Annotated in this window: 16 protein-coding genes; 10 read left to right on the top strand and 6 right to left on the bottom strand. The window is 36.3% G+C overall.

What is annotated here, in order from left to right; translation table 11 throughout:
* Positions 1–263: 263 nt before the first annotated feature.
* Both M0214_RS14650 and M0214_RS14645 read left to right on the top strand, forming a co-directional pair.
* Complete coding sequence (locus tag M0214_RS14650) at positions 264–818, top strand: transposase (protein WP_248723306.1); 555 nt, start codon at positions 264–266, stop codon at positions 816–818.
* Positions 819–1,081: 263 nt separating this feature from the next.
* On the top strand, positions 1,082–1,723 hold the full coding sequence (locus M0214_RS14645) for a transposase (protein WP_248723305.1): 642 nt from the start codon (positions 1,082–1,084) through the stop codon (positions 1,721–1,723).
* Between the two features lie 111 nt (positions 1,724–1,834).
* Here the strand turns inward: M0214_RS14645 and M0214_RS14640 are convergent, their stop codons facing one another.
* The 4 genes from M0214_RS14640 to M0214_RS14625 form a co-directional block, all read right to left on the bottom strand.
* Positions 1,835–2,209, bottom strand: coding sequence for a hypothetical protein (locus M0214_RS14640; protein ID WP_248723304.1), 375 nt, complete (start codon positions 2,207–2,209; stop codon positions 1,835–1,837).
* Between the two features lie 180 nt (positions 2,210–2,389).
* On the bottom strand, positions 2,390–3,241 hold the full coding sequence (locus M0214_RS14635) for an IS3 family transposase (protein ID WP_248724937.1): 852 nt from the start codon (positions 3,239–3,241) through the stop codon (positions 2,390–2,392).
* On the bottom strand, positions 3,241–3,612 hold the full coding sequence (locus M0214_RS14630) for a transposase (RefSeq protein ID WP_248722598.1): 372 nt from the start codon (positions 3,610–3,612) through the stop codon (positions 3,241–3,243). The genes M0214_RS14635 and M0214_RS14630 overlap by 1 nt, the downstream gene beginning before the upstream one ends.
* Positions 3,613–3,797: 185 nt before the next feature.
* Positions 3,798–5,153 carry a TlpA disulfide reductase family protein gene (locus M0214_RS14625; protein ID WP_248723303.1) on the bottom strand — a complete coding sequence of 452 codons (1,356 nt, stop codon included), beginning with the start codon at positions 5,151–5,153 and terminating at the stop codon, positions 3,798–3,800.
* A 249-nt stretch (positions 5,154–5,402) separates the two neighbouring features.
* Between M0214_RS14625 and M0214_RS14620 the strand changes: the two genes are divergently transcribed.
* The 3 genes from M0214_RS14620 (at position 5,403) to M0214_RS14610 (ending at position 10,357) form a co-directional block, all read left to right on the top strand.
* Positions 5,403–6,581, top strand: a complete 1,179-nt coding sequence (locus M0214_RS14620) for an AIR synthase related protein (protein ID WP_248723302.1) — start codon at positions 5,403–5,405, stop codon at positions 6,579–6,581.
* 72 nt (positions 6,582–6,653) lie between these two features.
* The gene (locus M0214_RS14615; protein ID WP_248723301.1) at positions 6,654–7,613 is read left to right on the top strand and encodes a DUF3078 domain-containing protein; all 960 of its coding nucleotides are present in this window, start codon (positions 6,654–6,656) and stop codon (positions 7,611–7,613) included.
* A gap of 185 nt (positions 7,614–7,798) precedes the next feature.
* Positions 7,799–10,357 carry an adenosylcobalamin-dependent ribonucleoside-diphosphate reductase gene (locus M0214_RS14610; protein ID WP_248723300.1) on the top strand — a complete coding sequence of 853 codons (2,559 nt, stop codon included), beginning with the start codon at positions 7,799–7,801 and terminating at the stop codon, positions 10,355–10,357.
* Between the two features lie 52 nt (positions 10,358–10,409).
* Here the strand turns inward: M0214_RS14610 and M0214_RS14605 are convergent, their stop codons facing one another.
* Positions 10,410–11,069, bottom strand: coding sequence for an ATP-binding cassette domain-containing protein (locus M0214_RS14605; protein ID WP_248723299.1), 660 nt, complete (start codon positions 11,067–11,069; stop codon positions 10,410–10,412).
* A gap of 57 nt (positions 11,070–11,126) precedes the next feature.
* On the opposite strand from M0214_RS14605, the gene M0214_RS14600 reads away from it, so the two are divergent.
* From M0214_RS14600 to M0214_RS14580, 5 genes are all read left to right on the top strand, one after another.
* Positions 11,127–11,324 (top strand): hypothetical protein, encoded by a 198-nt coding sequence (locus M0214_RS14600; protein ID WP_248723298.1) that lies wholly within the window; start codon positions 11,127–11,129, stop codon positions 11,322–11,324.
* Between the two features lie 148 nt (positions 11,325–11,472).
* On the top strand, positions 11,473–12,546 hold the full coding sequence (prfA, locus tag M0214_RS14595; protein ID WP_248723297.1) for a peptide chain release factor 1: 1,074 nt from the start codon (positions 11,473–11,475) through the stop codon (positions 12,544–12,546).
* 62 nt (positions 12,547–12,608) lie between these two features.
* Positions 12,609–12,977: a four helix bundle protein gene (locus M0214_RS14590; protein WP_248723296.1), complete on the top strand. Its 369-nt coding sequence runs from the start codon at positions 12,609–12,611 to the stop codon at positions 12,975–12,977.
* Positions 12,974–13,804: an orotidine-5'-phosphate decarboxylase gene (gene pyrF / locus M0214_RS14585; protein ID WP_248723295.1), complete on the top strand. Its 831-nt coding sequence runs from the start codon at positions 12,974–12,976 to the stop codon at positions 13,802–13,804. Before M0214_RS14590 ends, pyrF begins: the two co-directional genes overlap by 4 nt.
* A gap of 43 nt (positions 13,805–13,847) precedes the next feature.
* Complete coding sequence (locus M0214_RS14580; RefSeq protein WP_248723294.1) at positions 13,848–13,991, top strand: hypothetical protein; 144 nt, start codon at positions 13,848–13,850, stop codon at positions 13,989–13,991.
* 247 nt (positions 13,992–14,238) lie between these two features.
* Here M0214_RS14580 and M0214_RS14575 read toward each other — a convergent pair whose 3' ends face one another.
* Positions 14,239–14,436, bottom strand: coding sequence for a Lacal_2735 family protein (locus M0214_RS14575; RefSeq protein ID WP_248723293.1), 198 nt, complete (start codon positions 14,434–14,436; stop codon positions 14,239–14,241).
* Positions 14,437–14,468: the final 32 nt, after the last annotated feature.

Raw genomic sequence — 14,468 nt, 5'->3', positions numbered from 1 at the left:
GAAGATGCAAAATGTGCAATACATGCGCCGAAATAGTGGGGGCAACTTAGTTGCGGAGCTATTTACATCAGCTTTCACTGAATGTCTTCCATCGAGTTCGACTATTAGGAGTTGCATGGGATAGCACGAAACTTCGCAAGTACACATCAAACTGAAAACCCGCGAGGATTTTCAGAAGTAGGCGAGAACAAGCAATTACTTATAGCCAATGTGCCTGTTGCACAAATGCTTGTTAAAGATACAGAAATTTCTTATTTTGTGTTATGCAAGGCAAGAAAGAATACCAAGAAAAATTGTTCGCCCAGTTTCAACTCAGTGAGCGCATTCCCAAGGAGAATTTTTATAGACGGCTAAAGGGAGTTCTGGATTTGGATTTCCTTTATGGCCTGACCAAGAGCTATTATGGTTCAAGTGGACAAAAGAGCATCGGCCCGGTCGTGTTCTTTAAGCTGTGCCTGGTGGGTTATCTGGAGAATATCGTCAGCGACAGGCAATTGGTGCAGCACAGTAGTATGCGCTTGGATATCCTATATTTTTTAGGTTATGATATAGACGAAGAGCTGCCATGGCATTCTACCATCAGCCGTACGCGGCAGTTATATCCAGAGTCTGTATTTGAAGCAGTATTTACCGAGATATTGGGCATGTGCGTTGACAAGGGTATGGTAAGCGGGCATACCCAGGCCATAGACTCGGCCCCGGTCAAGGCCAATGCCTCGATGGACAGTCTGGAGCTTAAAGCCCCCAAGGAGGATCTGGAAACGCATCTGCACCAGATCCGTCACATCAGTTCGATGGATAAAAAAAAAGTCCGATAAGGAAATCCAAGCTCAATAAAGCATCAAGATCCCAACAGGAGCTTACGGCCAGCTCCACGGAATTACAGGCTATATCGAGTAGAAATAAGCGTTGGCAACTAGACCAGGACCAACGTCCAGGGGCCGGCAACAAGGGGAGCAAGTACACTTCAAATAAAACGCATTACAGTCCTACTGACCCCGATGCTAGGATCAGTGTCAAACCGTGCAAGGCGAGAAAGCTAAATTACCTGGGCCAACTAAGTGTAGATACGGGGCATCATGTGATTACCGACATCAAGGCTTACCATGCGGACAAGAAGGACAACCAGTGTTTACAGGATATCACAGGGCGTTTAAAAGATAGGTTACATCACCAAGGGCTTATCTGGCGCAACTGTTTGGCCGATACGGGCTATAGCAGTGGTGAGAACTATGCGTTTTTGGAAGCAGAAGGCTTGGAGAGTTTTATACCGCCCCATGGCACATATAAAGGTGGTCCAAAAGGATTTGTTTATAACAGGACAGAAGACCATTATATCTGTCCACAGGGCGAGGTAATCCCATTTAAGAAAGTCTTTTTGGACCATAGGACGCAGACCAAGAAGAAAGAGTACCGTAGTTCTTCCAAACAGTGCAAGGGCTGCCCGTTGGCATCACAATGCTTGGGAAGAACGGCCAAGGAAAAGAAGTTCTCGGTCACCTATTACCGAGAGGAATACGAACGGAACAACAAACGGGTGAACAGCGAACGGGGCAGCTACATGAAGGGGAAACGGCAAAGTACAGTAGAGCCCGTGTTCGGTACCCTTACCCAGTTTATGGGCCTGAGGAAAATCAATACCATTGGCATCGCACAGGCCAACAAGGTGATGCACCTCTCTGCCATGGCCTATAATCTTAAAAAGTATTTGAAATTCACATAGAAAACGGAGCTTACAAAAAAGTAAAGCCCCTTAAAAAGGAGCTTTCGGACTAAATTTTATGTTTTTTACTGGCTTGCGCAACGATTACCATTGTTAGCAACTGGCTTTTATTCAACTCGATGCCCATAAAATTGACATCAAATCATTAAACAATTCTTTTGGTGACATTTCCAAACCATTACTTTTTTTGGTCAGATTTGTTGTCATTATTTCTTGCCCGCATTTTAATAATTCAAAAGCACATTTATTGTTTATTTCATAAACTTTTGAGTCCGATTTGGTTTGTATTTCATTTCCAGCATATTCAATTTCCGATTTTTTGGTGATTGTTTCAGCGTCTGTTTCAGAATTGATTGTCAATTCCGCTATTTGATTTTTATCTAATTCAATAGTTTGCTTTTTACTTTGGCGGAATATTGTTAGGATAATTGATACTAATATTAGAACACCAGAAGCAAATAATGAAATCAGATAAACGCTTTTCATTAAATCACTTTTAGGAAACCAAAACGAAATAAAAAACAGCAACATAAACAATCCGAAAATCAGTAACGAGAAATTCAGATTTCGGTTGACTTTTTTCAATTCAGATGTTAAAATGTTTATTCTCATACGGTTTTTTCAGCTGTCACGTCCTGAAATATGGCTACAGGTTAATAATTGATTTTACGCTGCATTTGTATATACCATTTCAGGTGTTTTAAAATCTAAAGATAAATGTAATCTTATAGAGTTGTATAAGTTGATAGCATTTTTTGCTGCACGCTTAGCGTGTTTCAGGCTGTCAAAGGTCTGGTCGAGATAGAACTCGTCTTTAAGGATGCCGTTTACACGTTCTGCAAGTGCGTTTTCGTAGCAATGATTGTCTTCGGTCATACTGATTTTGATGTTTTTATTTCTTAGAATGTTAGTGTAAAGGTTACTGCAATATTGGATTCCACGGTCAGAGTGGTGTACTTGAGGCGTACGCTTACCAGACTGTTTCAGGGCTTTTTGAAGAGCCCTTACACAGCCTGCCAGCTCAAGGCTGTCACTAAGGTCATATCCTACTATCTTACGGCTGTACATATCTGTAATGAGGGCAAGGTAGGAGAAGCCATTGATAGTTCTGATGTAGGTTATATCGCTTACCCAAACTTGGTTTGGTTCCTTTATTTCCAAATCCTTGATGATGTTCTTGTACTTGTAGAACCTGTGGAATGAGTTTGTGGTTTTATGATGTGCTTTCTTTCTGTGAATCAGCATATTGTGTTTTCTTAAGATGTTAAACAAGGTGTCTCTACCGACATTTAAGCCAGCTTGCTTAAAGTTGTTATCTAGAGACTTAATAAGCTTTCTGGTGCCTTCTCTAGGCAGGGATTTACGTCTCTGCTTGACTATCTGAATGGTTTTCTGTTCAATCTGTAATCGCTTGTCTGCTCTACGTTTATACTTGTAGTATGCATCGCGTTTAAGACCGAAGAAGCTGCAAACAGTAGCTAAAGAAGCAAATCCCCTAGACTTTTCCCTGGCCTTTATCAGGGCTTGATATTTAGCTTTTTTTTTAGCTCGAGGACAGATTTGTAGCCTAACTGTTCTGCGGCTACTTCAAGATAGGATTCATCTACAAGCGCATCCATATCCTTTTTCAATAAGAGTTTCTTGAGCTGTTCAATCTCTTTTTGAAGCTGTTTGATACGTGTTATCTCGTCTTTTGTTTTCACGGTTACTCGTGTGTTCATTAAGTCCTTACGGTTGTACTTCTTGATCCATTCGTTAATGGTAGAAGAGTTGATGCCGTAAGCCTTGCCTAATTGATACTTGTTTAGTTTTCCGGTGGTAAGTTCGTCTAAAATTTTGAGTTTAAAAGATTCTGAATACCGTCTAATTACTTTGTCATTTTTGTACATAATTGTTTAAGATTATGTAGCCTTTATTCAGGACGGGTCAAGCTTGTTGCCAACGGCTCTGTATAAGCTTTGTTGCGGTTTTGTCAAACTAAAAGTAAGTAATAAATTACTGATTAGAAAGTTCGCGAGAACTTTCCCAAGTAAGTGATTAACTAGCAATATAGCTTATACCTTGTTGTAGCACGTTATTTTTCTTTCAATGCACTTTCAATTTCTTTTTCAACCGCAATTGAAGGTTCGTTTATATTTGAGTTAATTATTTTTCCATTTTTACCTATGAGAATGTATCTCGGAATTGATTTAATATTGTAATTATTTCCGAATTCGGTTTGCATACCATTTTCTATAAATAGATTTTTACCAAATTCTTGCTTCTCTTTTTCTAAAAATGACAACCATTTGTCTTTTGAAGAATCCACAGAAATTAGTAAAATTTCTACTTCATCATTGTTTTTATATTTTTCAGCAAATTTCAGAACCTTTGGTCTATGATTGATACAAGGTCCGCACCAAGTTGCCCAAGTATCAATAAAAATGACCTTTCCTATTATACTTTCTAAATTAAATTGATTTCCAAATTTATTTTCTGCTTGAAATAAATATGCCATTTCCCCATTTTGCGAGGCGTAAAAAGAGGAAGAAGGCTGTTCTATTAAATTGTAATAAATATTATTTTTTTCAGAATTTAATGTTTGAGTTAAAACCTCTGTATTAAATAGTTTTTCGTGTTTTTCCCAATAAGAAGGCATTTCTATCAGTGATTTGATATAGTTTGCTTTCAAATAATCTGCTAAATCTTTACTGTTTGTCTTTTTTTCTATAAAATGTAAAAAATCTGTAATACTTTCTAGGGATTTATTTTTCCTTAAATAATCTACTTCGTATTTGTAAAGATAGATATGGGGAAGAGATTTTAATGATTTGGTAGCTTTTTGAATTTTCTCTGTAAAATCAAAATACTTATCATTTGGTTTTAAGCCTTTGGAAATTCTACCTAGCCAAAATAAAAATGAATAAATTCGAGCATTATTTTGAAAGTGAAGAACTTCTAATGTTTTTGAACTGAATTGGTCTTTAAATTTGTTGATTTCGTTTTCTCTTTTTACTCTAAATTTTTCAAATAAAAGAGGTATAGAGTCTGTGTTTTGAGTTGTAAATATAAAAGAACTATTTTCTTGAATGAATTTTAAATTACTTTTCCATAGATAATTAACTAAGGAGTCACTTCTGTCATTCGTTATTATTGTAGAATCCTTTAAAATAGAAATATTCAAATTTTTATTCCGCTCAAGTATTGTAAGGTATACTTTGTCATTTTTTTTGTTATGAATGCTTGCTACTATTGGATAATCTAATGAAATTTTTTTTATTTTTTTATTCTCGTAAATTTTAGCAATTGGTTTTCTAGTAATCAATTCTGAAATACAGATTGTATCTAATTCAATTTCTGAATTAACACTAGTATTAAATCCAGTATTTCTTTCTTTACATTTATAAAACAGACATAAAGTTGCAAATAACAATAGGTACTTTGATTTCATTTAGTCGGTTTTTTTAATGTGCTACAACAGTTGTATAAACTCCCTAGGGAGTTTATTTTTATTATGTCCCAATTCTTTTTGAATATTGGACGTAGTAAAAATAGCAATAAAAATAATGTATTTACGCACTTTTGTTAATTATTGCGATAAATAAAGTCTGTATTTTAGTTAAGAACCTGTTAGCAAAACAGATTTAAAAACAGTTGTAGTTTCGTTTAAACGTTTACCTTTGCAGCACATTACATAATTATGAGTCAAGAAGTTTCTAAACGATATGCGCAGCGTGGGGTTTCGGCCTCGAAAGAAGATGTTCACAATGCTATTAAGAACATAAATAAAGGGTTGTTTCCTAAAGCCTTTTGTAAAATAGTACCAGATCATTTAACCAACCATGAGGACTATTGTTTGATCATGCATGCCGATGGTGCGGGCACAAAATCGTCGCTGGCTTATATGTATTGGAAAGAAACGGGAGATGTTTCGGTTTGGAAGGGCATTGCTCAAGATGCTCTAATTATGAACATTGATGATTTATTGTGTGTTGGTGCAACCGATAACATTATGCTGTCTTCTACCATTGGAAGGAATAAGAATTTAATTCCAGGAGAAGTTATTTCAGCAATTATAAACGGCACCGAAGCGTTGTTGGAAGACCTTAAAGCACATGGTGTTACCATTCATTCTACAGGTGGCGAAACTGCCGATGTGGGCGATTTGGTAAGAACCATTATTGTAGATTCTACCGTTACTGCTAGAATGAAACGTAGCGATGTGATAGACAACGCCAATATTCAACCTGGCGATGTTATTGTTGGCCTGGCTTCTTTTGGTCAAGCCACTTACGAAAAGGAATATAATGGCGGTATGGGCAGTAATGGACTAACATCTGCACGCCACGATGTGTTCCACAAATATTTAGCCGAAAAATTCCCAGAAAGTTTCGATGCCGCTGTTCCATCGGATTTAGTCTATTCTGGTAATGTAAAATTAACTGATGCTGTAGAAAACGCCCCTATAGATGCCGGTAAACTGGTGCTATCGCCAACCAGAACCTATGCGCCTATCATTAAACAAATACTCTCTAAATATAACAGCGACTCTGTGCACGGTATGGTACACTGTTCTGGTGGAGCCCAAACTAAGATTCTTCATTTTATAGATAAGAATCATGTGGTAAAAGATAATTTGTTTCCAATTCCGCCGCTTTTCAAATTAATTCAAGAGCAATCTAAGACCGATTGGAAAGAAATGTACCAAGTCTTTAACTGTGGCCATAGAATGGAACTGTACGTGAAGCCTGAAATAGCAGACGATATCGTAGCGATTTCTAAATCCTTTAATGTCGATGCCCAGGTTATTGGTAGGGTTGAGGCTTCAGAAGAAAAGAAACTTACAATAAAAAGTGAGTTTGGAGAGTTTAGTTACTAGAAATAATGAGTTCCTAGAGCAATAATGGAATGGTTATTGATAAACAGGGAACTTAAACAACCTAACATAACCATGCGATACATTCTATCTGTTTTTTTGTGCCTTTTATTTTGTTTTTCTAATGCACAACCAGATTCTCTATATCTCAAAGAAAAACCTAAAAAGTACGATGGCCCACAATGGGTAAGCAAAAACAAGGCTTCTATAGATTTAAGCGAAGTGGCCTTTGTAAATTGGAATGCCGGAGGGGTAAATTCCATTTCGGGGTTAATAGGCTTACAGTCTTCTAGAAATTACAGCGATAAATATTTTACCTGGCGGAATAATTTAATTATGCGCTATGGGGTGAATAAACAAGAATCTAAAGAATTACGAAAAACAGACGATTTAATTGAGATAAACTCTGATATGGGTTACCGTCCAAGTTTAGAGTCTAATTGGTATTATTCTGCAAAACTAAATTTTAGAACCCAATTTGCTAACGGTTTTAAATATCCCAACACCAACGATCCTATTTCTAAATTTATGGCGCCAGGATATTTATTTTTTGGTGGCGGTATGGAATATGGTAAACATATTGATAAGCTATCCTTTTATTTTTCACCTGTTACCTTAAAAGCTACTTTTGTTTTAGATGAGGACTTAGCTAATACAGGAGCTTTTGGTGTAGATCCTGCTGTTATTGACGAATTGGGTAATATTATCGTTCCCGGTAAAAGAGTTAGGCGCGAGTTGGGGTTATTGGTTACCAACAGTTATGAAATGGAAGTAGCACAAAATATAAACATGCAGCATCGTGTAAGCCTTTATACAGACTATATAAATAACTTCGGCAATGTGGATTTAGACTGGAGGTTAGACTTCGATTTTAAAGTGAATAACTATGTGCGCGCCAGATTTGGATCTCATCTTCGATATGATGACGACGTGAAAACCCAAAGGGAAACCGATGTAGAAGGTGAATTTGATGAAGCTGGTGCTAAAATTCAGTGGAAACAGTTTCTCGGCGTGGGTTTTGCTGTTGATTTTTAAAAAATACTTTTCAATTATTTGTTAACTTTTTGTTGTTGATAAATTTTTAAATACTTGTAAATTAGTATTTTATGTTGTTTTTCTTGTAGACTTTATGATTTTTATCATGTTCTAAATTATTTTGTTTGAGTATCTTTATGTTCAAATTTTTTTATCCATCTTGAACTATATTTTACCACTTGCTAATGAAACAAAATCTAACCAAAACTTTGCCCAAAACGTACACACAAGATCAAGCCTTTCAAGCCTCTTTAGATTATTTTAAGAACGACGACCTCGCCGCAAGGGTATGGCTCAATAAATATGCCCTAAAAGATTCTGACGGAAACATTTATGAGCTAACACCTAACGATATGCACAGGAGGATAGCCAAAGAAATTGCTCGCGTAGAACTTAAATATGCCAACCCGCTAAGTGAGGAAGATATTTTCGATTTAATCAAGAATTTTAAATACATCGTACCGCAAGGCAGTCCTATGGCCGGGATTGGCAACCCTTACCAAATAGCGTCGCTTTCCAATTGTTTTGTAATAGGAAATTCCGGTGATTCCGATTCTTATGGAGGCATCATGAAGATAGATCAAGAACAGGTTCAGCTCATGAAGCGTCGTGGTGGTGTAGGGCACGATTTATCGCATATTCGTCCTAAAGGTTCTGGTGTTAAAAATTCGGCTTTAACTTCTACGGGTATCGTACCTTTTATGGAGCGCTATTCCAATTCTACTAGAGAAGTTGCTCAAGATGGGAGAAGGGGCGCTTTGATGCTTTCGGTATCGATTAACCATCCAGATTCTGAAGACTTTATAAATGCCAAACTAGAACAAGGTAAGGTTACTGGAGCCAATGTTTCGGTGAGGATAGATGATGAGTTTATGAAGGCCGTAAAAAACGAAACCGATTATACCCAAAAGTATCCGGTTTTTAGTGCTAATCCTAAAGTGTCTAAAACGGTAAAAGCAAACGATTTATGGTCTAAAATTGTACACAATGCCTGGAAATCTGCCGAACCTGGAATTTTATTTTGGGATACTATTATAAACGAATCTGTGCCCGATTGTTATGCCGATTTGGGTTACAAGACCGTATCTACAAATCCTTGTGGAGAAATTCCGCTTTGTCCTTACGACTCCTGCAGGCTTCTAGCTATCAATCTATTTTCTTATGTAGAAAATCCGTTTACAGAACAGGCATCATTCAATTTCGACTTGTTCAAACAACATGTTGCTTATGCGCAGCGTATAATGGATGATATTATTGATCTAGAACTTGAAAAAATTGATGCTATTCTTAAGAAAATCGATTCGGATCCCGAATTGGATGAAGTAAAAGCTGTAGAACAAAACCTATGGATTAATATAAAAAGAAAAGCAGAAGAAGGACGAAGAACTGGTATTGGTATAACTGCCGAAGGTGATATGCTAGCAGCCTTGGGGATTCAATATGGTAGTGAAGCTGGAAACGCTTTTTCGCTAGAGGTTCATAAAACTATCGCTATAGAAGCCTACAGAGCTTCTGTGCATTTGGCTAAAGAACGAGGGGCATTCAGCATTTTTGATGCCGACAGGGAAAAAGAAAATCCGTTTATTAATAGATTAAAAGAAGCCGATAGTAAACTGTATTACGAAATGTTGGAATATGGTAGGCGAAACATAGCCTTGTTGACTATTGCGCCAACAGGGACGACTAGTTTAATGACCCAAACAACATCGGGAATTGAGCCAGTTTTCTTGCCAGTTTACAAAAGAAGACGAAAAGTAAACCCGGGAGATAAAGATGTACGGGTCGATTTTGTTGATGAAGTAGGCGATTCTTGGGAAGAATATGTAGTCTTCCATCATAGGTTTAAACAATGGATGGAGGTAAACGGCATAGATACGACCAAGAATTTTTCGCAGGAAGAGCTAGACGATTTGGTGAAGCAGTCGCCTTATTATGGTGCTACATCAAATGATGTTGATTGGCTGAGCAAAGTAAGTATGCAAGGTGCAATTCAAAAATGGGTAGATCATTCTATTAGTGTTACTATTAATTTACCCAACGATGTTTCTGAAGCCTTAGTAGGCGATTTATATTTAAAAGCATGGGAAGTTGGTTGTAAGGGAGTTACCGTATATCGTGATGGTTCACGCTCTGGAGTATTAATTTCCAACGATGAAAAAAAGGAAGAAGATTTAAAAGCTGAAACCTTAACACCATTTCCAACCAAGCGGCCACAGGTCTTAGAGGCCGATGTGGTAAGATTTCAAAATAATAAGGAAAAATGGATAGCGTTTATTGGTTTAATAGATGGAAAACCTTATGAAATATTCACCGGTTTGGTAGATGATGAAGATGGTATCCTAATACCACGTTGGGTAAACGACGGTTTGATTATCAAAAACAAGAGTGAAGATGCTACTACGAGGTATGATTTTCAATATAAAGACAAGCGTGGTTATAAAATAACCATTGAAGGTTTGTCGCATAAGTTTAATCCGGAATTTTGGAACTATGCCAAGCTAATTTCCAGTACATTGCGCCATGGTATGCCAATTGTAAAAATTGTTGATTTAATTAATAGTCTTCAATTGGACACAGAGTCCATAAATACATGGAAAAACGGAGTAGGTAGAGCCTTAAAGCGCTATGTGGCCGATGGTACAGAGGTTAAGGGGCAAACTTGCGACAATTGTAATTCAGATAATTTAATCTACCAAGAGGGTTGTTTAACTTGTAAGGACTGTGGTTCTTCTAAGTGTGGTTAGCAATCAATAACCTGATTTTTAAAAGGAAGTCTTACAAGGCTTCCTTTTTTAGTTAAAGGGTACCAACACTTAAATAATTATAATCTTCTAGTTCGTTTAGATTGTTTATTGGTTTAGTCCAGCCGTTTTTAATAAGATATATAGTGTCACAAACATCAATGACTTCAGCATATCGGTGGTCTGTAATAATGATGGCTTTTTGGCTTTTTTCTCGATGTATTAAAGATTTAATTGTCTCAATATGAATCGGAGCCACTCCATTAAAAGGCTCATCTAATAAAACGATTTCTCCAGGTGTTTTAAGTATTAAATAGATCTCAATAATTCTGCGTTCACCACCAGAGAGCTTGCCAAATTTGGTGTTCCTATAAATTGAGAAATTTTTAAATTCAATAATAAAATCAAACCAGTTAACTTTAAACAGCTTGAATATTTTTTTTAATTTAAATATTTTAGGAATAAAGTTGTATTGGGGTAGATAATGTGTCTTTCTTGTTTTAAAAAGTGGTTTAAGGATTGGTTGGTTCTCTATTCTTATCAACTTGTATTTTGGTTTTAAATCACCAAAAATTATTCTTAACAAACAACTTTTTCCTGACCCGTTTCTACCAAGGATACCTGTAGCCTTTCCTGTTTGTGCCTTTAAGTAAACCCCGTTTAAAATTGTTTTACCTTTAAAATAGAGTTCAATGCTATCTGCTTCTAAAATCATACAAATTCATTCAATATTATAAGAAAAGGAAGGCTTAATAAAATGTCGATAACATAGATGAACGAAAATAATTTAAATGATGAAATGCCTAAATTTTTGTACAAGATTAACTTTCTTCTTGCGGTGGTTTCATTTATAATATACCATAAAAACCCTATTAGAAACAGTTTGGTAATCACAATGATAATAGGTTCTACTTTAAAAAAAGAAAGTAATAAGTTAATGATAAAAGACCAAAGAATGAATGGTTTATAAAATGTAAAAATAGAATACAATTGATGCATGATAATACTAGAAACGTTTCAGCGTTAAAAATATTCTATTGGTGTTAATAATAGCTTTCGCTGTGCATGTTTAGAATTCATAAATTATCGTATTTTTGGGCTTCAATTAAATGAGGCAGATGTTAGAGAAACTACAAATAGTGAAGCAGCGTTTTGATGAGGTGAGTGATTTGATCATTCAGCCCGATATTATCTCAGATCAAAAGCGCTATGTGGAGCTTAATAGGGAATACAAGGATTTAAGGATTTTAATGGATAAGCGCGAGGCTTATATCGAGCTCACAGATAATTTATCTGAAGCCGAAGAGATTATAGCCGATGGAAGTGATGCCGAAATGGTAGAGATGGCCAAGATGCAGTATGATGAAGCCAAGGACGGTATCCCAAAGTTAGAAGAAGAAATAAGGGTGCTATTAATTCCAAAAGATCCCGAGGATGCTAAAAATGCTGTAGTTGAATTACGAGCCGGAACAGGTGGGGACGAGGCCAGTATTTTTGCCGGCGATTTGTTTAGAATGTACACAAAGTATTGTGAAGGCAGAGGATGGAAAGTTAGCACTGTAGATTTTAGTGAGGGCACTAATGGTGGCTTTAAAGAAATTCAATTTGAAGTTTCGGGAGAGGACGTTTACGGCACTTTAAAATTTGAAGCTGGAGTACATCGTGTACAGCGCGTACCACAGACCGAAACACAAGGTCGAGTGCACACTAGTGCGGCAACATGTATGGTGTTTCCTGAGGCCGAAGAGTTTGATATTGAAATTAATCCTAAAGATGTTAGGATCGATTTTTTCTGTTCTTCGGGTCCGGGTGGGCAGTCGGTTAACACAACGTATTCCGCAGTGCGTTTAACGCATATTCCAACCGGTTTAGTCGCGCAATGCCAGGATCAAAAGTCGCAGCATAAAAACAAAGAAAAAGCCTTTAAGGTTTTACGATCGCGTTTGTACGATTTAGAGTTGGCCAAGAAGCAGGAAGAAGATGCTGCCAAACGCGGTAGTATGGTGTCGTCTGGAGATAGGAGTGCCAAAATTAGGACCTACAATTATCCTCAAGGCCGTGTTACAGATCACAGAATTGGGCTTACCCTTTATGATTTGCAGAATATTGTAAACGGAGATATTCAAAAAATAATTGATGAACTTATGCTAGCTGAAAACACCGAAAAGTTAAAGGCTAGTGATGACTTGTAAGGTTTTTGGTTTTAGGTAATAGGTGTTTGGAAAAAGGGAAAAGGTTAAAAAGAAAACAATAGATGAGGAATTTTAGAGAGTTAGATATCTGGAAAGATTCTATAACCCTTGTTAAAAAGATTTATTCATTAATAGAAAATTTGCCTGAAACCGAAAAGTTTGGATTGAAATCTCAAATTTCAAGATGTGTTGTTTCGATACCAGCAAATATAGCAGAAGGTTGTGCTAAAGACTCCCAAAAAGATTTTGTTAGATTTTTACAAATAAGTTTAGGGTCTGCTTTTGAGCTGGAAACCCATATTATAATCTGTTCAGAATTATCATATTTTAAATATCCTAAAGAACTTATCGCAGAGATTAATGTAATTCAAAAAAGAATAAAATCCTTAATTAATTATTCAAAGAAAGTCGCTAATACCCAAAACCAATGACCCAAAACCAACTAATCTCTGAAATCAAAAGAAAACAATCCTTTTTATGTATTGGGTTGGATGTAGATTTGAATAAAATTCCAGAACACCTTCTGAAAGAAGAAGATCCTATTTTTGCATTTAATAAAGCGATTATAGATGCAACACACCATTTATGTGTAGCCTATAAACCTAACACAGCCTTTTACGAGGCCTACGGTATAAAGGGGTGGCGAGCATTAGAAAGGACTATTAATTATATTAATGAGAATCATCCTGAGATTTTCACTATTGCCGATGCTAAACGTGGCGATATTGGCAATACCAGTACCATGTACGCAAAGGCTTTTTTTGAAGACCTAGCGTTCGATTCTGTAACGGTAGCGCCGTATATGGGTAAGGATTCGGTTGAGCCATTTCTGGCTTTCAAAAGTAAACATACCATTCTTTTGGCCTTAACTTCTAATCAAGGTGCTTTCGATTTTCAAACAAAAACGGTAGATAATAAACAACTGTACAAGCAGGTTTTGGAAACTTCAAAAACTTGGCAGAATACAGAAAACCTAATGTATGTTGTTGGAGCCACCAAAGCAGAATATTTAGCAGATATACGACAAATTATTCCAGATAGCTTTTTGTTGGTTCCTGGTGTAGGTGCACAAGGAGGGAATTTGCAAGATGTTTGTAAATATGGTATGAATGCTTCTGTTGGATTACTTATTAATTCTTCTAGAGGTATTATTTATTCTTCTAATGGAAATGATTTTGCAACTGCTGCCGCTGTTAAAGCAGAACAACTACAAAAGGAAATGCAATTGGAGTTGTCACGTTATTCTAAAAGTTCCTAATGGGTTATGATATATTGAAAGTCTGTTATTCTGAATAGGATTTATGAGTATTAAAACAGTCGATTTAATTTTACTCTCAAGAGACCGTTTCCCTTTTTCCGAAAAGCATAAAAAAGAGTTTAAACAGTATTACCCAAAAGCTAAAATAGTTTTGGTAGATGGTGTAATGTTTTTTTGGTTTGGTTAAAGATTAACCAAAGCGTTTACCTAGTTTAAAGCACTCCGTTTAAATCTTTAGAAAGATCTACTTTGCTAATGTCATCAACAAAGTTGTTGATTCTTTTTTCAATTTCCTTAAGACTTAAACTGCTAAAGTTTGGTTTGATCTTGCCAACTCTACAAAAATGATTGTTCATAACGTATCTTTATTATACTTTAAAATACGTAAACTAATGTAACTTGGATGTGGGTATTGTGTTAAAGAAATGTAAATCTTAGAGCGGCGTTTGGGCCATGTCCCTGTATAGGTAATTAAGGCGGTTTATTTCATCTAAAAGTTCTATGGCCTTGAATTCAGAAAAGTCGCTTAGTGCAGAATCGGTTTGTCTTAAGTTGTAAGCCTGCTCAACAAGTTCCTTGTAACGTTTGTTAAGAGTTTCTTTCCGACTCTTGATTAAGTTTGAACGACTCATGGTTGATTATTTAAATTATCCTAAATATAATA

This window comes from Seonamhaeicola sp. ML3 (assembly GCF_023273855.1).
In the GTDB taxonomy this organism is placed as follows: domain Bacteria; phylum Bacteroidota; class Bacteroidia; order Flavobacteriales; family Flavobacteriaceae; genus Seonamhaeicola.
The sequence above is the reverse complement of the archived record's forward strand: the minus strand, read 5'-3'. Positions and strand labels throughout refer to the sequence as shown.